We start from the raw sequence: 19,167 nt of genomic DNA, 5'->3' as shown, positions 1-19,167 counted from the left end.
CGAAAATACTGATAATTGATAATCGATTATCATTCATAAATTATCATTTATAACACCATATGCCGCATATAGAACATACAGATTATTATTCACATATTTTGGGTACAAGCCTGAAAATAGAAGTCACAGGACATTACGGTCACCCAATTATTATGTTTCCTACTTCTCAGGGTCTTTATACGCAAAATCATGATTTTCACCTGAACGGAAGCATCAACTGGTTTGTTGAGCACGGAAAAGTGAAGCTCTATAATATTCAAACTATTGATAACTGGAGCTTTTACGATGAAAACATATCGCCACAACAACGAATTAAAAATTATGAAAGATATGTGCAGTTTCTGATTCAGGAATTTGTCCCTTATATTCAGAAAATTCACAAAACTCATCGTGTTGCTGTGGCGGGAGCAAGTTTCGGAGGGTATCACGCGGCCAATTTCGCTTTCAGATTTCCGGATGTCGTTTCGCATCTCATTTGTCTTTCAGGAGCTTTTAGCATAAGAAATTTCATGGATGGATATTCAGATGATCTGGTGTACTTCAATTGCCCGAGAGAATTTGTAAAAAATGATGAAGCCTGGAAATACAAACATATGCACATCGTTTTAAGCACTTCCGATCAGGATATCTGCAAAGATAAAAACATTGAAATGGCAGAAATTTTACGTTTCAAAGGAATTGATTTCTGGTATGATGAAAGAAAATGGATCAATCACGACTGGCCTTTATGGCGAATGGTTTTTCCGACGTTCATCGGAGCATTTTTCTCTTAACTTTAAATAAATAATAAACAATACAAAAAAATACAATTATGGTTAAAAAAGTTGGAATTTTATTCGGTATGGAAGATACATTTCCCTGGGCATTTATTGATAAGGTAAATGAGCTTGGAAAAGGTGAAATTGTTGCAGAACCTGTAAATATTGACAAACTGGAACAGGGCGCAGATTACAACTATGCCGTTATTATCGACAGAATTTCGCAGGACGTTCCTTTTTACAGAGCTTATCTTAAAAATGCAGCACTGAACGGAACGTATGTAATTAATAATCCTTTTTGGTGGAGCGCGGATGAAAAATTTTTCAATAATGCTTTAATGACAAAACTCGGAATTCCGCTTCCGAAAACAGTTTTACTTCCCTCCTATGAAAGACCAACCAATACTTCAGAAACTTCTTTCAGAAATCTGAAATTTCCTCATGACTGGGATTATATTTTTGATTATGTCGGATTTCCGGCTTATATGAAACCTCACGATGGCGGTGGCTGGAGAAACGTGTACCGCGTAGAAAATCCGCAAGACCTCTGGGAAAAGCACGCAGAAACCGAACAGCTTGTGATGATGGTACAAGAAGAAATTATTTTTGATGACTACTACAGGGTATATTGTTTAGGCAGAAAATATGTTCATATTATGCCTTACGAACCGAGAAATGCCCCTCATCTGAGATATGAAACAACTCACAAAACAGAAGGAAAAGAACTGGAAAAATTATTGAAAACCATTCATGATTACACCATCAAAATGAATGAAGCATTAGGCTATGATTTCAATACCGTGGAATTTGCGGTTCGGGATGGAATTCCTTATGCGATTGACTTCTGTAATCCTGCACCTGATGCCGACAGAAATTCTGTAGGAGAAGAAAATTTCGCATGGATTGTAGAGCACTCGGCTAAATTAGCTGTAGAAAAAGCCAAAGAATATGTTCCCGGAAAACCTAATATCGCCTGGGGAAATTTTGTAAAAGATTCTATTAAATAAAAAACATAAAACACGAAAAAAAATGCATCAATTTACTATTGGGATCGAAGAAGAATATCAGATCATTGATGTTGAGAGCAGAGACCTGATCTCTCATGTTTCGAAAATTATTGAAGGCGGAAAAGCTGTTTTAAGTGAAAATTTAAAGCACGAAATGCACGAATCCATGATCGAAATGGAAACAGGGATTTGCCAGAACATTCAGGAAGCAAAAACTGAATTAACAAATCTGAGAAGGCATCTTATCAAAATAGCCCACGAGCAGGGACTTCGTGTTTCAGGTGGTGGCACCCACCCTTTTTCCAATTGGGAACACAATACGATTACCAATGGTGAACGGTATAACAAAATCGTCGACGATATGGGTGATGTGGCACGTGGAAATCTCATCTTCGGACTTCATGTTCATATCGGAATCCCGAACCGCGAGGAAGGTGTGAGAATACAAAATGTGATGCGATATTTTCTTCCTCACGTTTATGCTCTATCTACCAATTCGCCATTCTGGATCGGCAGAAATACAGGTTTTAAATCTTATCGACAGGAAATTTTTGTAAAGTTTCCACGAACAGGAATACCGAGTTTTTTCAATTCTCTTGCGGAATTTGACAGCTATGTTGACCTTTTGGTAAAGACGGGAACAATCGACAATGCAAAAAAAATCTGGTGGGATCTCAGGGTTCATCCGTTTTATCCCACCATTGAATTCAGAATCTGTGATATGCCTTTAAGAATTGAAGAAACCGTTTGTCTGGCCGCCATCATGCAATCATTAGTAGCAAAAATCTACAAACTTCATCAACAGAATTTAAGTTTCAGAAGCTACAGAAGATTATTGCTTAATGAAAATAAATGGCGAGCTTCCAAAAGTGGCATCGAAGCGCATTTAATTGATTTTGGAAAAGAAGAATCTGTTCCCTATCCTGATTTATTGAAAGAACTTTTAGAATTTATAGATGATGTTGTAGACGATTTAGGATGCAGAAAAGAGGTGGAATACGCCTGGACAATTCTTGAAAACGGAACCGGCGCAGACCGTCAGCTCAGAATATTCAAAGAAACAGGGGATCTTACGAAAGTAGTTGATTACATGATCTCAGAAACTGAATATGGCATCACTCACGGAGAATTGCTTCATAATATTTGATAAATTTGTAAAAAATCAAGTAGTATGAAGGACATTCGAATCGCTTTGCTGGACATGAACAATAATAAAGTGAATCAGGGATTTAAAAATATAAAAGAAATCTCGGAAACTTTTCAGCGGCGTTATGTGGGGGAAAATGTAACCATCAAAACATTTGATGTAAGGTTTAAAAATGAAATTCCGGAAATTGAAGATTTCGACATATTTATTTCTTCCGGAGGTCCAGGAGATCCGCATAGGAAAGGCTTGGAATGGGAAGATAAATTTGCCCGATTTTTAGATAATATTTTTGAGCATAATCAATCTCATTCAAATAAAAAGTATTTATTCCTGATCTGTCATTCTTTCCAGCTGGCAAGCATTCACTGGAAACTCGGGACAATCAATAAACGGAAATCTTATTCCTTCGGCGTGATGCCGGTTCACAAAACCGAAGAAGGCGAGCAGGAATTTTTATTTAAAAATCTGCCAGATCCATTTTATGCAGTAGATTCAAGAGCTTTTCAGTTTATTGAACCGGATTATAAAAGGTTTGAAGAACTAGGCATGAAAATCACAGCGATTGAAAAATTCCGACCTCATATTGACCTTGAAAGAGCGATAATGGCTGTTCGTTTTTCTGAAGAGATTTTCGGGACTCAGTTTCATCCGGAAGCCAATCCTGAAGGAATGATGGAAAATCTCAAAGATGAAAAAAATAAAGAAGCGATGATCGAAAATTTCGGGATGGAAAAATATCTTGAAACCATTGACAGAATTGATGATGAGGATAAAATCATTCTTACACAGGCTCAGATTTTACCACGGTTTCTGGACTTCGCAAAACAGAATATTGTTAGCAGAACCAATGTTTTGATGTAAGAGATACTTTTCGATAATAAATATATAATCGGGCTGGACTGTCCGATTTTTTAACTCACAAAGAAAAAGATTTATGATTCCAAAATACAGACAACAGTTTAATCAGGATTTTTCACAGGAAAAGTATAGCCTGCTGAAAGAATATTTAAAACAAAAAAGCGGACTTGAACCTGCATTCAGAGTTTCTGAAAGTCCTATTTTCCTTAAAAAAGAATTTGAGTCTAAATTAATTGATGCCAGCGAAAGCATTATTGACCAGATCAAAACTTTATCTCCCGACCTGTTACGAAAGGCAGTTCCCGACAACTGCTACGTTCCGGGACACACCGATAAACCCCATTTTTTAACCATTGATTTCGGAATCTGCAGAAGTGAAAATGGAGAAATTGAACCACAGCTGATTGAGCTTCAAGCCTTCCCTTCTCTGTATGCTTTTCAGAAAGTTTTTGAAGACACTTTTTGTGAAGTGTATCCTTTTTTATCCGAAATCAGGAATAAAATGCCGCACGAAGAATTCAAAAATTATATGAAAGATTTAATTCTTGGCAATGAAGATCCTGAAAACGTTATTCTCCTGGAAATCTATCCCGAAAAACAGAAAACAGCCATTGATTTTGTACTGACTGAGAAATTATTAGGCATAAAAACGGTTTGTTTAACCAAATTAAAAAAAGAGGGTAAAAAATTATTTTACGAAAACGAAGGAAAATTAACCGAGATCAAAAGAATTTACAACCGTGTTATTTTCGATGAATTAGACAGAATCCTGGATCTGAAAACAGAATTCGATTTCCGTGAAGATGTCGATGTAAAATGGGTTACACATCCCAATTGGTTTTTTAAAATCTCCAAATTCTTGTTGCCTCTTTTACAGCATCAGTTCGTGCCAAAAAGTTATTTCCTGCATGAATTTCCGGAAAATGAAAACCTTGAAAATTTTGTTCTGAAACCATTGTTTTCCTTTGCGGGAAGCGGCGTTAATTTAAATCCGACAAAAGAAATTACGGATGTAATTAAAGATAAAGAAAACTACATTTTACAGAGAAAAGTAAATTACGAACCTGTTTTTGAAGACATTAACGGAGATTTCTCAAAAGGTGAAATTCGTTTGCTGTATATTTGGAGAGAAAATGATGAACCCCCTATTCTACTGGAAAATCTCGCAAGAATGACCAAAGCTGATATGGTAAATGTAGATTTTAATAAGAAAGATGCGATTTGGATCGGAAGTTCCAATGCTTTTTTTGCGGAATAATAATTCTATATTGAAGTTATAATTTTAAAATTAGTTTCGGCGGCACCTTTGGTGCCGCCGAAACTTTTTAAATATCATTATAAAATCTTATCATCCTCAAGCAACTCTCTCGCCTGATATTCCTGTACAAGATCAATAGCATTGGAAATAACATCACTTAAAGCGGTAATAAAAGTACCTTCTTCCGCCATTCCCATGGCATGTTTCAGGGCATCTATTTCTTTAGGAATCGTTTCATAACTTACATCTTTTCCAGAATTCTGCATTCCTTCAATAATCAACCCGTTTATTTCCTCTTCCGTTCTTCCGCGAAGATGCTTTTCGTTTCGGATAATAATGTGATCGAACATTCTTCCTGCAATTTTCCCGCACTCTCTGATGTCGTTATCTCTTCTGTCTCCGACTCCCGAAATAATGCCTATTTTTTTCGTGGCTTCTACATTTTTAAGATAATCTTCAATCGCTTCATAGCCTGCAGGATTATGAGCAAAATCAATTAAAACTTTAAAATTTTTGAACTTAAAAACATTAAGTCTTCCGGGGGTAAGCTGTGCACTAGGCAGAAAAGTTCTTAATGAATTCGAAATATCTTCAATTTCAAACCCTTGAAGATAACTTGCCAAACTTGCCGCCAACACATTTTCAATCATGAATCTGGCCTTACCCTCCATCGTGATTGGAAAATCTTTTGCCTTTCCGATCCTGATCTTCCAGTCACCTTTTTTAATCGTTACAAAACCTTCTTCATAAACACAGGTGATTTTGCCTTCTTTGGCAAATTTCTTCATGTGCGGATTATTTTCATCCATACTGAAAATCGCTACATTGCAATGAAGATCGTTCACAATTCGCATAGAATATTCGTCATCGGCATTCATTACACTCCATCCATTCTTTTTAACGCTATCCAGAACCACTCTTTTTACTTTCGTAAGATCTTTTAGATTATGAATATCATTCAATCCCAAATGATCTTCTCTAATGTTAGTTAAAACACCAATGTCGCATTGAGAAAAACCTAATCCTGAGCGTAAAATTCCGCCTCTTGCAGTTTCCAGAACAGCAAACTCTACCGTTGGATCTTTCAATACAAATTCTGCTGAAAGAGGCCCCGTGGTATCACCTTTTGTCAACATCGTATTCTGAATATAAATTCCATCAGAAGTTGTGAAACCAACTCTGTAACCATTACTTTTAACAATATGAGAAATCAGTCTGGTAGTGGTTGTTTTTCCATTAGTTCCTGTCACTGCAATAATTGGAATAGTGAAAGGTTTTCCTTGCGGATAAAGCATATCAACTACAGGAGCCGCAACATTTCTCGGAAGCCCCTCACTTGGAGCCAAATGCATTCTGAAACCAGGTGCAGCATTAACTTCAATGATGGCACCCCCGCTTTCTTTCAGCGGTTGCGTAAGGTTTTCAGCCATAATATCAATTCCGCAAACATCAAGCCCGATGATTTTTGATATTCTTTCAGCCATTGTAATATTTTCGGGATGAACCATATCCGTCACGTCAATCGACGTTCCGCCGGTTGAAAGATTGGCTGTTGATTTTAAATAAACCACTTCTCCTTTCTGAGGAATTGTTTCCAGTGTATAATTCATTTTTTCAAGAAGCTCGGTAGTATCTTTATCAACCTGAATTTCCGTCAAAACATTTTCGTGGCCATATCCTCTTCTGGGATCATTATTTTCTTTTTCGATTAATTGTTCAAGATTCAGCTCACCATCGCCCACAACATGAGCCGGAACTCTTCTGGCAGCAGCCACCATTTTATTATTGATGACCAAAACTCTGAAATCGTAGCCCGTAATATACTTTTCAACGATAACTTTTTTAGAATATTTCAGAGCATGTTCCAGTCCTGTTTTTGCAGATTGCCAATCATTGACATTAATAGAAGAACCTTTCCCATGATTTCCATCTAAAGGCTTGATTACAACAGGATATCCTATTTTTCTCACAACACTGTCGAGACCTTCTTCATCCATTATCAGATCACCGATGGGTACGGGTATCGCAGCATCATGCAGCATTCTTTTTGTCAACTCTTTATTACACGCAATATCTACGGCAATAGAACTTGTCTTCCCGGTAATCGTTGCCTGGAATCTCTGTTGATTGACTCCATAACCAAGCTGTACCAAAGAATTTGTCCCTAAACGTATCCACGGAATTCTTCTGGAAACGGCTTCTTCAACAATGCTTCCTGTTGAAGGACCAAGGCGCACTGTTTCGCGGATTTCTTTCAGTGTCTGAATACATGCATTCAAATCGTACTCTTCTCCATTAATCAAAGCTTCAGCGATTCTCACAGATTCTTCCGCTGCATAAATTCCTGCGTTTTCTTCAATATAATTAAATACGACATTATAAACTCCCGGAGTTTTTGTCTCCCTTGTTCTCCCGAAGCCCACGTCCATACCTGCCAAAGTCTGGATCTCCAGCGCGATGTGCTCAATCACATGTCCCATCCATGTTCCTGTTTCTATACGGTGAAAGAAACCACCTTCTACTCCTTCAGAACACCTGTGAGAGAATAAAGATGGTATCAGTTTTTCTATTCTTTCTCTAAATCCATCGATTTTATTGGTAGGGAAATTTTCCATTTCTTCCAGATCCAACCTCATCTGTATCAGCTTCTTTCGTCTGATACTCCAAATATTCGGGCCGCGCAATGCCTGTATTTTTTCAATTTTCATAGTCTATTTGCATTTTTACTCGTTAACAATAACTGCAATTAAAATCAAAGATAATGCAAAACCCTAAACAAAACTATACCACGTTTGAATATTTATTAAAAATAAGCAAGGTTTGTTTATCATTCTAAAATCCTCAAAATCAATTTTATGACCTGAGATTTTTTCAACTGTTAATAATTTTTTTAAATTTGCATGCTATGACGAAACCTGTTGGAAAATTAATTGTAATCGGTGGTGCTGTTAACAAAGGTAGTTTTGCCGAAACCGATTTTGATCAGAATATAGAAAAAAACCTGAATTTTTTTGAACGAGGAATTCTTAGAAAAATCATTAACGAATCTAAACATAAGGAAGATTCTATTATAGAAATCATTACGACAGCCTCACAGATTCCTCAGATCGTAGGTGCCGAATATAAAAAAGCTTTTGAGTTCTTAGGAGCAAAAAACGTCAATATACTTGATATTCATAACCGTGAAGAAGCCAATTCTGATGCAATTGTCGCAAGGGCAAATGCTGCCGATGTTGTTATGTTCACAGGAGGAGATCAGTTGAGGCTGACATCCATTCTTGGCGGAACAAGATTTCATGATACCATTTTACTGAAATATCAGGAACAGGATTTTATCTATTCAGGAACTTCTGCAGGCGCAGCTGCCGCTTCCGAAAATATGATTTACCAGGGAAGCAGCTCCGAAGCATTGCTTAAAGGTGAAATAAAAACTACACAAGGTTTAGGTTTAATTGATAATGTTATTATCGATACGCATTTCGTACAGAGAGGAAGAATCGGCAGGCTTTTTCAGGCTGTAGTAAGCAATCCGAGAACGCTGGGAATAGGCTTGGGGGAAGATACAGGGCTTTTCATTCATAATGATGTAATGACTGCCGTAGGTTCCGGGCTTGTGATCCTTGTGGACGGAAGGTTTATTAAAGACACCAATCTTACCAACATCAATCTCGGAGAACCTATTTCTATTGATAATCTTACCGTCCACGTGATGTCGATGAACGATCATTATGATCTTACCACGAAAACACTGACGATCGAAAATTCTCAATTCAATCCTGTTCCTCAAGACAAATAAATGATGATTGTCTGTTAAAATTATCAATCACATTATCAGAAAACATATCCAATAATCAAAAATAGTATATGAAAATAATCATCCACGGCGGATTTTTCTCGGAAAGCGATCAGAGCCATGAAGTAAAAACTGCCAAGCAGGAATCTTTGAAAAGTATTGTAAAAAAAGCCTTTGAATTTTTACAGAATAATTCTGCTTTTGACACCGTAGCTTTTGCAGTTTCTTTACTTGAAGATGATGAGCTGTACAATGCAGGTATAGGTTCCCAGATTCAAAGTGACGGCGTTATCAGGATGAGTGCTGCCATTATGGATGGTGGAACCCAGAAAATGAGCGGTGTTATCAATATACAGGATGTAAAAAATCCGGTTTTTGTGGCAAAAGAGCTGATGAAAGAAGACGACAGAGTCTTAGGCGGAAGCGGAGCTAAAAAATACGCCTCAGAACATGGCTTTGAAAACTTTTCCACTGAAATTCCAAAAAGAAGAGAAGAATACGAATTAAAATTGAAGAACGGTGGAAAAGGAACTGTTGGATGTGTGGTTCTTGACAAGCAAGGCAAATTAGCAGTTGCTACATCCACAGGAGGAAAAGGATTTGAAATCCCGGGAAGAATTTCCGATTCGGCGACAGTAGCCGGAAATTATGCCAATTCTTTCTGTGCCGTAAGCTGTACAGGAGTTGGTGAAGATATTGTAAGCAACGCTACAGCTACAAAAATAGTAACAAGAGTTACCGATGGTATGTCCATTGAAAAAGCTTTTGATAAAACTTTTGAAGAACTGAAATCCATTGACGGATTTGCAGGAGCAATCGCGATTGATAAAAATGGAAATATTTTTCACCAAGACTCGTATCCTACTATGGTTTTTGCAAGTTTTGACGGAAATATTTTAGAAACTTTCAATTAAATTTAACATTATTTTATACTTCTGATATTTTTTTTGGCACGTATTTTACATGATTATTAACAACAAATTTAATATTAACATTTAAAAAATAGAAATCATGGGAAATAAGACAAAAGGTTTATTAGCATTAGTCGGTTTAGGAGCTTTAGCCTATTGGAAATACAAAAATTCAAGCGCTGAAGAAAAACAAATGGTAAAAGATAAATTTAATACAGCAAAGGATAACCTAAACAAATGGGGAAATGATATTAAGGACAGAGCAAACAATGTTGCTTCCCAAGTTCAGGATAAAGCTAATGAATTTAAAAACAAGGCACAGGATACTGTAAATAACGTACAGGAATCTGTAAACTAAGACTAGTTATTTTAACATTCATATATTTAGAAAGTCATCGTAATAAAAAACTACGATGACTTTTTTTGTGCTTCTACGGCAAATACCAATGGAATTTTATTCCCAAATTTCGAAATCCTCCATTTTCCTTTTTCAAATTCCTCCACATGTCTGAAACATGGATACGGCGACCAGTCATATTCCTTAAACTGATGGATATCGATTCCGTTATTAATCAAACTCTGAATAACTTCTGCCAGCGAATGATTCCACATCACATATTCTTGGACAATGTCCGCAGATTGATCTGCATAAGTGCCTTCATACGTTTCAACAATGGCTTTTTCATTAAAATAATTATACTTCACACCTTCAAAATCATCATCAAACATCCATACTACAGGATGAAATTCTGCCATAATGAATTTTCCTTCAGGTTTTAGAAATTGTGAAATGACTTTTGCCCACCGATCAAGATCTGGAAGCCAGCCTATCGTTCCGTAGCTGGTAAAGACAATATCAAACTGCTCATTAAGAACGTTAGGAAGATTATACAAATCTGTACAGATAAATTGAGTATCAGTTCCACATTTCTGTGCCAGTTCTTCTGCTGCAGCGATTGCTCTATCCGACAGGTCAATTCCTGTAACCTGAGCCCCAAGCCGGGAAAGAGAAATAGAATCCTGCCCGAAATGGCATTGCAGGTGCAGAATCTTTTTATCTTTTATGTCTCCCAGAAGCTCCAATTCGATAGAATTAAGTGAAGTCCTGCCTTTCAGAAATTCATCTACAAAGTAAAAATCCGATTTCAGATGAGTCTCCACTTTAGCATTCCAGGAGTTTCTGTTAATTTCTAAATAGTTTTCCATGGCTGATATTTATATCTAAAAATATAATTATAATTACCTTCAGGTAAAAATATTGAAAAAGATTTTTTAAATATTGTTTCGATGTAAGCTTACTTTTTTACGAGTTGTTTTTACATTGACACGAAATTAAGTTACTTTTTCGCATTGTAAGGTTACATTCTTGCAATATAAGTTTACTTTTTTACGAGTTGGTTTTACATTGTCACGATATAAAGTTACTTTTTCACGTTGTAAGGTTACATTCTTGCAATATAAGTTTACTTTTTTATGAGCTGGTTTTACATTGGCACGATATAAAGTTACTTTTTCGCATTGTAAGGTTACATTCTTGCAATATAAGTTTACTTTTTTACAAGTTGATTTTACATTGGCACGATGTAAAAAATATTCCTTTGATGCGAAGCAATATTATTTGTTTAAAAATTCTTCCAAGGAAACTGTTTTCTGCTCTCCGGCTTCAAGATCTTTATAAGTAATAGTTCCGTTTTTAATTTCTTCTTCACCAAGGAAAACAAGATTTTTAATTCCTTTTTTCTCAGCGTAGGTAAACTGCTTTCCAATCTTCGCAGATTCAGGATACAGCTCGGCAGAAATTCCTTTTTCTCTTAATTGCTTGATTAATTTTAAAGCTTCCAGCGTTTCATCACCTCCGAAGTTAGCAAACAAAAATTCTACTTTTGAAGTAGCTTCTTCAGGGAATAAACCTAATTCTTCCATCACAAGATAAATCCTGTCCAGACCAAAAGAAATCCCAATTCCCGGAATATTTTTAACTCCAAAAACTTCGGTAAGGTTATCATATCTACCACCTCCACCGATTGAGCCCATCTGAACCTCATCGGATTTTACTTCAAAGATCGCTCCCGTGTAATAATCCAGTCCTCTCGCTAAGGTAATGTCAAATACCAGATTTTGAATATCAATGCCTAAATTTAACGACTGAGTGATTACAAATTCTAACTCTTCTACCCCTTTTAATCCTGTTTCATTCCCTGAAAACTTCTCTTTCAGTTGCAGAAGATTTTCCAATGCATCTTCTGATTGGGTAAAAAGGAAATCTAGTTTATCAATAGATTCCTGAGCAATTCCTCTTTCCAATAATTCCTTCACCACACCCTCTTTTCCTATTTTATCCAGCTTATCCAAAGCTACGGTGAAATCGATAAGCTTATCGGTAATTCCTGCATACTCGGCAAGACCGGAAAGTATTTTACGGTTATTGATATGAATTGTTACAGAAACCCCAAGCTCTGCAAATGATTTTAGATATAACTGAACCAAATCGACTTCCTGCAAAAGACTCTCACTTCCCACTACATCAGCATCACACTGATAAAACTCTCTGAATCTTCCTTTCTGAGGACGATCTGCTCTCCAAACCGGCTGGATCTGATATCTTTTAAAAGGAAAAGTAAGCTGATTGTGGTTCATCGCCACGAATCTTGCAAAAGGCACGGTAAGATCGTAACGAAGGGCTTTATCTGAAATTTGTGAGGTTAATTTCTGATGATTTCTGTTTTCCCAGTCTTCCTGATTTACTTTTGAAGTATAATCTCCTGAATTAAGAATCTTAAAAATCAGACGGTCACCTTCCTCTCCGTATTTCCCTGTTAATGTAGAAAGATTTTCAAAGCTTGGTGTTTCCAATGGCTGGAACCCAAATAATTCGAAGTTTTTCTGTAAAGTATTGATGATAAATCTTCTTCTTGCAACTTCTAATGCTGTAAAATCTCTCGTCCCTTTTGCTAAACCTGGTTTCATTTTATAATTGATAAATGATGATTAATGTATAAGTCTTGCAAAAATAAGGATTTGAACTGACTTTTAGCCAAATCAAAAGCCGAAGAAACTTCTTCAGCTCATGATTTTTCATCAGTTGTGTTTTGTTGTAAAGTTTCAAATACTTTCTAAAATTTCAAGGATCTCTTCTCCATAATTTTCTATTTTATGTTTACCAAATCCTTTGATATCCAGCAATTCTTCTTTCCTGGCAGGTTTGTATTTTGCCACAGAGATCAGTTCTTTATTTGTTGCAATAAAATAGCTTGGGAGATTCTGTTCCTTTGCTTTTTCAGATCGCCAGTCTTTAAGAGCATCAAGGATTTTCTCTTCATCGGAGTTGAGGAAATCATTTTCAGATACATATTTTGCGTGCTTTGATTCTTTTACAGAACTTTTACTCAATTTCAATTCATCAAAATATAAAATGACCGACCAGTAACTTTCATCATTTACAAAAGCCGTTTCTACTTTTACAATCTGATGGGATTCGAGAAAATCATCAAGTGTTCTTTGATCTTCATGTAAAAATCCCTTATCCAGCCTGATTTTAAAAACTTTACTTTCATCATTTGTGCTTTTATTTACCTCCGAGAAGTAGAATTTCATCCACTCTTATTTCCGTAATATATCTTTTCACACCGTCTTTATCATCATATGATCTGTACGTTAGCTTACCTTCAATAGCGATTTCCTTTCCTTTTGTAACATATTTCTGAAAGATCTCCGCCGCTTTTCCAAAAGCAATAAGATTATGCCATTGCGTTTCTTCTACCTTTTCACCTTTTGCATTGGTATAATAATCTTTGGTAGCAAGTGATACCGTTGCTTTTGCATTACCGTTTTCGAAGTTTACCATTTCAACTTCTTTTCCTGTGTGACCAATAAGTGTTACTTTGTTTCTTAGTGACATTGTTTAAAATTTTTAAGATTAATATTTCAGATCAGAGACGCTCACTGTTTTCTCAAATCTCTGTTGCAAAGATTGCGGTATTCTGAATTTCAAATCGGTAAAAAATTATTTAAGTTCGTTTGTAGTCGTTTGAAAACGGATAATTATGTATCTTTGATTAAATATGAGAATTACAACCTAAACACCAGCTAAAGCTGCTGTTAAAGGAAAAAATTCTTTCACACAAACTGAAAAAATAAAATTATGAATTGTCTTGAATGTGGCGAAAAAATCATCGGTAGATCTGACAAAAAGTTTTGTAACGATGCCTGCCGTAATGCCTATAACAACAAACAGAATAAGGATTCCAACAATCTGATGCGGAATGTAAACAACAAACTCCGCAAAAATTACAGAATTCTGGCAGAGACAAATGTTGACGGTAAAACAAAAATTGCCCGTTCAAAACTTGATGGCTTAGGTTTTGATTTTGATTATTTTACGAATCTGAAAGTTTATAAAAATGGTTCAGAATATAAATTTATATACGATTATGGCTATAAACTTTTAGATGATAATTTTGTTTTGATCGTCAGAAATAATTCATAAAATCTAAATGGAATATATTAAATGAAAGAAATCGTACTCATCACAGGTGCCAGCGGACTTATTGCCCGTGAACTCTCCGAAATTCTTAAAAAAAACTATATTGTTCGCTTTTTAACCCGAGAAAAAAAGCACGAAAATGAATTTGAATGGAATATCAATGAAAAAACCATAGATGAAAAAGCATTTGAAGGAATTTCTCATATTATCCATCTGGCAGGAGCCAATATCTCAGAAAAACGCTGGACAGATGAGCGAAAAAAAGAACTGATTTCCAGCAGAGTTGATTCTGCCGACTTACTTTTACAAACTTTAAGAAAGAAGAATATCAGATTAAAATCCTTTATTTCTGCTTCCGGTATAAATTACTACGGAACAAAAACCACAGACAAAATCTTTAACGAGAATGATGCTCCGGGAAATGATTTTCTGAGTGAAGTAGTCGTTCTTTGGGAACGTGCTGCCGATCAGTTTAAGGAACAACATCTCGCTGAAAGAGTGGTAAAGATTCGTACAGCGGTGGTGCTTTCAGATAAGGAAGGTGCATTAAAGAAGATGCTTCCGACTATCAAAATGGGGATTGGTTCAGCACTTGGAAGCGGTAAACAATATATGCCCTGGATTCATATCAAAGATATTTGTTCAATCTATGAGTTCGCTTTACAAAATTCTTCTGTAGACGGAGCGTTCAACGCTGTTGCACCACAACATACAACAAATAAAAATTTAACAGAAAAAATTGCCGGAGTTTTGGATAAACCTTTATTTATGCCGAATGTTCCGGCTTTTGTTTTAAAATTTATTTTTGGTGAACTGGCTGATGCCTTGCTTGAAGGTTCCAGAGCTTCAGCCGATAAAATTCAGAAAGCAGGTTTTCATTTTGAATTCCCTGATTTAAAGATAGCTTTAGAAAATTTATTAAAAAAATAATCACAATATTTACAATTAATGCAAAATACAAACGTTCAGATAGAGAAAACAGAAATATTATCAGACAATTGGTATATCCTAAAGAAAATAACGTTCAATATCCTTAAAAAAGACGGAAGTTTTGAACAGCAATCCCGTGAAGCGTATGACAGAGGAAACGGTGCCACTATTATGTTATACGATAAAAGTTCGGGAAATGTAATATTGACAAGGCAGTTCAGATTGCCTACGTTTATTAACGGAAACGAAACGGGAATGATGATCGAATCATGTGCGGGATTGCTAGACAATGACAACCCTGAAGACTGTATCAAAAGAGAAACAGAAGAAGAAACAGGCTATAAAATATCGAAAGTAGAAAAGATTTTTGAAGCCTATATGTCTCCCGGTTCTGTTACGGAAATTCTTCACTTCTTTATCGCAGAGTATTCAAAAGAAATGAAGATTGCAGACGGTGGAGGCCTTGAAGATGAAGGCGAAGATATCGAAGTTTTGGAGCTTCCTTTTGATAAAGCTTTGGCAATGATCGATTCAGGAGAGATTAAAGATGCGAAAACCATTATGCTGCTGCAACACCTCAGAATTAAAAATATTCTTTAAATCTAAACTACTAGTAAATACATTCAAGATTATGAAATTATTATATACAGCCATTCTTTCATTATTTTTGTCGGTTCCTGCTTTTGCACAAAAAACAGACAGACCAGGATCTAAAGATAAGGCAGTTATAGAGCATTTTAAAAACGATTACAAAAGGAAAAACTATAAAAAGTTTTCAGGAAATATTGTAATAAAAGACAACCTGATTCAGTTTGATGATAAGGTTATCTTTTATGATAAATCGGATAAAATAACCAAATTGCTTCTTCAGGAAGGATTGATTTATCCCCAACTTTTGACTGAGTTTCAGATTGACAAATTTGAAAATGAAGACAGCGACAGAACACAGAAAAGGTTTGCCAAACTACAGAAAAACTGGAAAAATGCCTTTGAAGTCAACAATATTAAATTCAGCAACGCTTCCGAACTTGCTTTTTTAAGCACTGATGAAACAGTCAGGAGGTTTAGGATATATTGCAAAGATCCAAAATTCCCAAATATAATGGTTTACTATATTGAACTTACAAACAAAAATGCTACTAAGAATACTTCTTTAGAGGATTTTATTAAGAATGGGAAAGTAACACATATTTATCAGAGGACGGAATAGTTGTTTCTCTAAAATAATTGGGGTTAAAATTTCATTTTTGAAAAATTAGAAATAAAAACAGGAGCTAAATAGCTCCTGTTTTTATTATAGCAAATAGGTCAATAACAATCTATCCTTAACTTTTTCATCCTCTAGAGTTTTACCTTCCATCTGAAATCTACGCAACATTGATGAGCCTAAAGAAATTAGAATTTCTTGCTCAAACAATCCTTCTGGAATTGGTAAATCACATAAATAGTTTCCTGATTTTTTCGACCCATCAATACTTAAAGCAACATAAACACCTTTTTCCTTAGCTTCTTTGATTGAATTGAATAGTTCAATCAAATTAAAATCATGAGCTCCGTATAAAATACTTTGGCTATGTGTATAGGGAGGATCACAATAAATTAAATCACCTTCTTTAGCAGAATTAAAAATATCTTTATAATCACAATTGATAAAATTAACGTTTCGCATTCGATATTTCCATTCAATTACTCTTTTTCTAAAAGTTTCTGAAGATATAGGATCATGAATCCCACAAGGTGTGCTCATATATCCATCAGATTTTCTAAACCTAACTATACCTCCATAGCATGTTCTGGTTAAAAAAAGAAAATCAGCACCATTATTATTTTTGTTAAAACTATTTAAAATATCATTATAAACATCAATCTTATTTTCATTGTTTAATCTGTCAACTCTTGTCTTATACCAACTTATCAATTCTTCAGGATTGTCTTTCAATGTCTGCCAAATCTCAATCAATGGTTTATATATGTCTGATCCGACTCCTCTATTAGGACTAACGGTTGCCATTAAAGCTCCACTGCCTAAAAAAGGTTCATAAAATGTATTAAAATCAGCAGGAAAAAATCTACTAATTTGTCCTGCAAATTTTTGTTTATTGCCAACCCATTTAAGTAATTGAGATTTTGGTGGAATATAAGTTGCAAATTTACTATCTAATGTTAGTTGCATGATTTTATAATGATTTCTACAAATCTAACAAAAAATATGTCAAAATCCTATTTTGGGATATCCTTTTTCAGGATATACATTAGCGATATGAACAAAAGTATTTATACTAAGGAATATAAAATATTATTAGAAACTCTTTATAGTTTGAGAGTTGGAAATAATTTGCTTCAAAATGAACTAGCAAAAAAATTAAATGTTTCACAATCTTTTATAAGTAAAATTGAGAACGGAGAAAGAAGATTAGATTTAATTGAATTAAAAAATATTGTCGAGGCTATGAATACAACATTAAGTGAATTCGTATCAAAATTTGAACAAAAAATCCATGATTCCGAACGCAAAATTTAAAAATCAATCACCAGAGTTTTGGGCTAATATAAAACTGTTAAACCAAAGATTAGGATATACAAAAAAACCTAATAAAACAAATCCTGCAGGAGGCTTTGTGATTCCCACTAAAGATAATATAAAAAAAGTTTTTATAGATGAAGGGCTTGATTATAGTAAATTAATTAATTCAGAAAATGAGTATACTGAATTAGGTAATATAATAATTGAGTATATAATTTACCGCAGTGAAGTATTATCAGAAAATGTCCAGAATTTATTAATGGATAAGCATGAAGCTAAGGAATTATTTTATTCAATTAAAGAATCTTTTACTCATTCTACTCCATTGCCATATAATAAACAAAAAGACGAAAAAAGAGATTTTGCATATCTAACAGGGATTGTTAATATGCTCATTACAAAATACAAAGGTGATTTTGATTGTGATTTTGATCCTAAAGAGCTAACAGCAATCACACAAAATGGCTTTCCTGTAAGAACATTATCCAGAAGATTAGATGGAGCTTTTCCCAGTGTAATAAATCCAAAAGCTGTTTGGGAGATAAAAGAATATTATTATACAACAACTTTTGGAAGTAGAGTTGCAGACGGAGTTTATGAAACCCAGCTGGATGGGTGGGAATTATTAGAAGTTAAAAATAACTTAGGTATAGAAATTAAACATTATTTAATTGTAGATGATAAATTTACATGGTGGGTGAAAGGGAGATCTTATTTGTGCAGATTAATAGATTCAATGCATATGGGATTAGTGGATGAAGTAATATTTGGGAAAGAAGTAATTTCTAGAATTCCAGAATTAGTTATGGAATGGAAGGTTTAATATTCAATTTAAAACCCTAATTTTGCATCGCAAAATAAGCAACAGCCATATGAAAAAATTAGGTGAATACAGAAAGCTTCTTGAGGTGGATAAAAATGTCACATTAAAGGAACTGAAAACAATCTACAGAAATGTGATGAAAGATACACATCCTGACAAATTTATCAATGATGAGGCAGGAAAAACAGAAGCCGAAGAGAAAAGTAAATCGGTGATCGAAGCCTATCATTTTCTTGTGAGCATAAATCCTGAAACACAGGAAAAATACAAAGAAGAATATACAGAAACTACGACAACTTCTAATATTCAGGATTTTTATCTGGAGAAATCAATTCTAACCATTCAGCATCTAAACGGTAATATTTATGAGTACTTAGGTGTGCCGAGAAATACGTATATCAAAATGGTGAACGCGGATTCTCCAAGCCGTTTTGCAAGAAGACATATTTACGGCAGTTTTGTTTACCGTAAGGCCGGTGAAGTAATGGCAGATTAATCGCTTCAAAATATTAAATTATTAAAACTAAAAAAGTGGCTGGGTCTCTCAAAGCCACTTTTTTCAATTAATGCCATTGATAAATTAACCTGAGTTCGGGATAATAATTGAGATAAACTTTGTAAAAAATAGCAATAATTCGTATATTTAAGTTTCTGACATTCAAATATTTAAACGAT

General features: G+C 34.9%; 21 protein-coding genes. 15 read left to right on the top strand and 6 right to left on the bottom strand.

Annotated elements, in window-relative coordinates; all coding sequences use genetic code 11:
- Nucleotides 1–59 precede the first annotated feature (59 nt).
- The 5 genes from BLR30_RS13960 (at nt 60) to BLR30_RS13940 (ending at nt 5,028) form a co-directional block, all read left to right on the top strand.
- Complete coding sequence (locus tag BLR30_RS13960; RefSeq protein WP_089860148.1) at nt 60–773, top strand: alpha/beta hydrolase-fold protein; 714 nt, start codon at nt 60–62, stop codon at nt 771–773.
- A 38-nt stretch (nt 774–811) separates the two neighbouring features.
- The gene (locus BLR30_RS13955) at nt 812–1,765 is read left to right on the top strand and encodes an ATP-grasp domain-containing protein (RefSeq protein ID WP_089860146.1); all 954 of its coding nucleotides are present in this window, start codon (nt 812–814) and stop codon (nt 1,763–1,765) included.
- Nucleotides 1,766–1,787: 22 nt separating this feature from the next.
- Nucleotides 1,788–2,912 carry a carboxylate-amine ligase gene (locus BLR30_RS13950; RefSeq protein WP_089860143.1) on the top strand — a complete coding sequence of 375 codons (1,125 nt, stop codon included), beginning with the start codon at nt 1,788–1,790 and terminating at the stop codon, nt 2,910–2,912.
- A gap of 24 nt (nt 2,913–2,936) precedes the next feature.
- Nucleotides 2,937–3,773 (top strand): type 1 glutamine amidotransferase, encoded by an 837-nt coding sequence (locus tag BLR30_RS13945; RefSeq protein ID WP_089860140.1) that lies wholly within the window; start codon nt 2,937–2,939, stop codon nt 3,771–3,773.
- A 73-nt stretch (nt 3,774–3,846) separates the two neighbouring features.
- A complete protein-coding gene (locus BLR30_RS13940) occupies nt 3,847–5,028 on the top strand; it encodes a hypothetical protein (protein ID WP_089860137.1) in 1,182 nt (393 codons plus the stop codon).
- A gap of 77 nt (nt 5,029–5,105) precedes the next feature.
- Here the strand turns inward: BLR30_RS13940 and cphA are convergent, their stop codons facing one another.
- Nucleotides 5,106–7,736, bottom strand: coding sequence for a cyanophycin synthetase (gene cphA / locus BLR30_RS13935; RefSeq protein WP_089860134.1), 2,631 nt, complete (start codon nt 7,734–7,736; stop codon nt 5,106–5,108).
- A gap of 197 nt (nt 7,737–7,933) precedes the next feature.
- Between cphA and BLR30_RS13930 the strand changes: the two genes are divergently transcribed.
- From BLR30_RS13930 to BLR30_RS13920, 3 genes are all read left to right on the top strand, one after another.
- On the top strand, nt 7,934–8,824 hold the full coding sequence (locus tag BLR30_RS13930) for a cyanophycinase (protein WP_089860131.1): 891 nt from the start codon (nt 7,934–7,936) through the stop codon (nt 8,822–8,824).
- 68 nt (nt 8,825–8,892) lie between these two features.
- On the top strand, nt 8,893–9,735 hold the full coding sequence (locus BLR30_RS13925; RefSeq protein ID WP_089860128.1) for an isoaspartyl peptidase/L-asparaginase: 843 nt from the start codon (nt 8,893–8,895) through the stop codon (nt 9,733–9,735).
- Nucleotides 9,736–9,832: 97 nt separating this feature from the next.
- Nucleotides 9,833–10,090 carry a YtxH domain-containing protein gene (locus tag BLR30_RS13920; protein ID WP_089860125.1) on the top strand — a complete coding sequence of 86 codons (258 nt, stop codon included), beginning with the start codon at nt 9,833–9,835 and terminating at the stop codon, nt 10,088–10,090.
- A gap of 50 nt (nt 10,091–10,140) precedes the next feature.
- Here BLR30_RS13920 and BLR30_RS13915 read toward each other — a convergent pair whose 3' ends face one another.
- From BLR30_RS13915 to BLR30_RS13900, 4 genes are all read right to left on the bottom strand, one after another.
- Complete coding sequence (locus tag BLR30_RS13915) at nt 10,141–10,938, bottom strand: class I SAM-dependent methyltransferase (RefSeq protein WP_089860122.1); 798 nt, start codon at nt 10,936–10,938, stop codon at nt 10,141–10,143.
- A gap of 408 nt (nt 10,939–11,346) precedes the next feature.
- Nucleotides 11,347–12,699: a histidine--tRNA ligase gene (gene hisS, locus BLR30_RS13910; protein WP_089860120.1), complete on the bottom strand. Its 1,353-nt coding sequence runs from the start codon at nt 12,697–12,699 to the stop codon at nt 11,347–11,349.
- Nucleotides 12,700–12,834: 135 nt separating this feature from the next.
- Nucleotides 12,835–13,326 (bottom strand): HRDC domain-containing protein, encoded by a 492-nt coding sequence (locus tag BLR30_RS13905; protein ID WP_089860116.1) that lies wholly within the window; start codon nt 13,324–13,326, stop codon nt 12,835–12,837.
- Nucleotides 13,298–13,630 (bottom strand): single-stranded DNA-binding protein, encoded by a 333-nt coding sequence (locus BLR30_RS13900; RefSeq protein ID WP_089860113.1) that lies wholly within the window; start codon nt 13,628–13,630, stop codon nt 13,298–13,300. Before BLR30_RS13900 ends, BLR30_RS13905 begins: the two co-directional genes overlap by 29 nt.
- Nucleotides 13,631–13,873: 243 nt before the next feature.
- Here BLR30_RS13900 and BLR30_RS13895 point away from each other — a divergent pair, with 243 nt between their 5' ends.
- Genes BLR30_RS13895 through BLR30_RS13880 form a run of 4 tightly spaced genes read left to right on the top strand, consistent with a single transcriptional unit; the run spans nt 13,874 to nt 16,355 of the window.
- Complete coding sequence (locus BLR30_RS13895) at nt 13,874–14,218, top strand: hypothetical protein (RefSeq protein WP_089860110.1); 345 nt, start codon at nt 13,874–13,876, stop codon at nt 14,216–14,218.
- A gap of 21 nt (nt 14,219–14,239) precedes the next feature.
- Nucleotides 14,240–15,145 carry a TIGR01777 family oxidoreductase gene (locus BLR30_RS13890; RefSeq protein WP_089860106.1) on the top strand — a complete coding sequence of 302 codons (906 nt, stop codon included), beginning with the start codon at nt 14,240–14,242 and terminating at the stop codon, nt 15,143–15,145.
- 18 nt (nt 15,146–15,163) lie between these two features.
- The gene (nudK, locus tag BLR30_RS13885) at nt 15,164–15,745 is read left to right on the top strand and encodes a GDP-mannose pyrophosphatase NudK (RefSeq protein ID WP_089860103.1); all 582 of its coding nucleotides are present in this window, start codon (nt 15,164–15,166) and stop codon (nt 15,743–15,745) included.
- Between the two features lie 31 nt (nt 15,746–15,776).
- Nucleotides 15,777–16,355, top strand: a complete 579-nt coding sequence (locus BLR30_RS13880; protein ID WP_089860100.1) for a hypothetical protein — start codon at nt 15,777–15,779, stop codon at nt 16,353–16,355.
- An 84-nt stretch (nt 16,356–16,439) separates the two neighbouring features.
- Here the strand turns inward: BLR30_RS13880 and BLR30_RS13875 are convergent, their stop codons facing one another.
- On the bottom strand, nt 16,440–17,318 hold the full coding sequence (locus BLR30_RS13875; protein ID WP_089860098.1) for a DNA adenine methylase: 879 nt from the start codon (nt 17,316–17,318) through the stop codon (nt 16,440–16,442).
- A gap of 36 nt (nt 17,319–17,354) precedes the next feature.
- Between BLR30_RS13875 and BLR30_RS13870 the strand changes: the two genes are divergently transcribed.
- Genes BLR30_RS13870 through BLR30_RS13860 form a run of 3 tightly spaced genes read left to right on the top strand, consistent with a single transcriptional unit; the run spans nt 17,355 to nt 18,988 of the window.
- Nucleotides 17,355–17,666, top strand: a complete 312-nt coding sequence (locus tag BLR30_RS13870; protein WP_228400775.1) for a helix-turn-helix domain-containing protein — start codon at nt 17,355–17,357, stop codon at nt 17,664–17,666.
- Complete coding sequence (locus BLR30_RS13865) at nt 17,644–18,492, top strand: DUF7687 domain-containing protein (protein ID WP_228400774.1); 849 nt, start codon at nt 17,644–17,646, stop codon at nt 18,490–18,492. Before BLR30_RS13870 ends, BLR30_RS13865 begins: the two co-directional genes overlap by 23 nt.
- 49 nt (nt 18,493–18,541) lie before the next feature.
- Nucleotides 18,542–18,988 (top strand): KTSC domain-containing protein, encoded by a 447-nt coding sequence (locus BLR30_RS13860; protein ID WP_089860092.1) that lies wholly within the window; start codon nt 18,542–18,544, stop codon nt 18,986–18,988.
- Nucleotides 18,989–19,167 lie beyond the last annotated feature (179 nt).

It is taken from the genome of Chryseobacterium taeanense (assembly GCF_900099685.1).
Classification (GTDB): Bacteria; Bacteroidota; Bacteroidia; order Flavobacteriales; family Weeksellaceae; genus Chryseobacterium; species Chryseobacterium taeanense.
This window is presented reverse-complemented; position numbering and strand designations above follow the sequence as displayed.

Excerpts from the sequence above, each read along its gene's own strand:
- hisS (WP_089860120.1), bottom strand. The coding sequence starts at position 12,699 with ATGAAACCAGGTTTAGCAAAAGGGACGAGAGATTTTACAGCATTAGAA.
- BLR30_RS13900 (WP_089860113.1), bottom strand. The coding sequence starts at position 13,630 with ATGTCACTAAGAAACAAAGTAACACTTATTGGTCACACAGGAAAAGAA.
- BLR30_RS13960 (WP_089860148.1), top strand. The coding sequence starts at position 60 with ATGCCGCATATAGAACATACAGATTATTATTCACATATTTTGGGTACA.
- BLR30_RS13875 (WP_089860098.1), bottom strand. The coding sequence starts at position 17,318 with ATGCAACTAACATTAGATAGTAAATTTGCAACTTATATTCCACCAAAA.
- BLR30_RS13860 (WP_089860092.1), top strand. The coding sequence starts at position 18,542 with ATGAAAAAATTAGGTGAATACAGAAAGCTTCTTGAGGTGGATAAAAAT.
- BLR30_RS13890 (WP_089860106.1), top strand. The coding sequence starts at position 14,240 with ATGAAAGAAATCGTACTCATCACAGGTGCCAGCGGACTTATTGCCCGT.
- BLR30_RS13865 (WP_228400774.1), top strand. The coding sequence starts at position 17,644 with ATGATTCCGAACGCAAAATTTAAAAATCAATCACCAGAGTTTTGGGCT.
- BLR30_RS13940 (WP_089860137.1), top strand. The coding sequence starts at position 3,847 with ATGATTCCAAAATACAGACAACAGTTTAATCAGGATTTTTCACAGGAA.
- BLR30_RS13925 (WP_089860128.1), top strand. The coding sequence starts at position 8,893 with ATGAAAATAATCATCCACGGCGGATTTTTCTCGGAAAGCGATCAGAGC.
- BLR30_RS13950 (WP_089860143.1), top strand. The coding sequence starts at position 1,788 with ATGCATCAATTTACTATTGGGATCGAAGAAGAATATCAGATCATTGAT.
- BLR30_RS13955 (WP_089860146.1), top strand. The coding sequence starts at position 812 with ATGGTTAAAAAAGTTGGAATTTTATTCGGTATGGAAGATACATTTCCC.
- BLR30_RS13920 (WP_089860125.1), top strand. The coding sequence starts at position 9,833 with ATGGGAAATAAGACAAAAGGTTTATTAGCATTAGTCGGTTTAGGAGCT.
- nudK (WP_089860103.1), top strand. The coding sequence starts at position 15,164 with ATGCAAAATACAAACGTTCAGATAGAGAAAACAGAAATATTATCAGAC.
- BLR30_RS13945 (WP_089860140.1), top strand. The coding sequence starts at position 2,937 with ATGAAGGACATTCGAATCGCTTTGCTGGACATGAACAATAATAAAGTG.
- BLR30_RS13905 (WP_089860116.1), bottom strand. The coding sequence starts at position 13,326 with ATGAAATTCTACTTCTCGGAGGTAAATAAAAGCACAAATGATGAAAGT.
- BLR30_RS13870 (WP_228400775.1), top strand. The coding sequence starts at position 17,355 with ATGTCAAAATCCTATTTTGGGATATCCTTTTTCAGGATATACATTAGC.
- BLR30_RS13930 (WP_089860131.1), top strand. The coding sequence starts at position 7,934 with ATGACGAAACCTGTTGGAAAATTAATTGTAATCGGTGGTGCTGTTAAC.
- BLR30_RS13915 (WP_089860122.1), bottom strand. The coding sequence starts at position 10,938 with ATGGAAAACTATTTAGAAATTAACAGAAACTCCTGGAATGCTAAAGTG.
- BLR30_RS13880 (WP_089860100.1), top strand. The coding sequence starts at position 15,777 with ATGAAATTATTATATACAGCCATTCTTTCATTATTTTTGTCGGTTCCT.
- BLR30_RS13895 (WP_089860110.1), top strand. The coding sequence starts at position 13,874 with ATGAATTGTCTTGAATGTGGCGAAAAAATCATCGGTAGATCTGACAAA.
- cphA (WP_089860134.1), bottom strand. The coding sequence starts at position 7,736 with ATGAAAATTGAAAAAATACAGGCATTGCGCGGCCCGAATATTTGGAGT.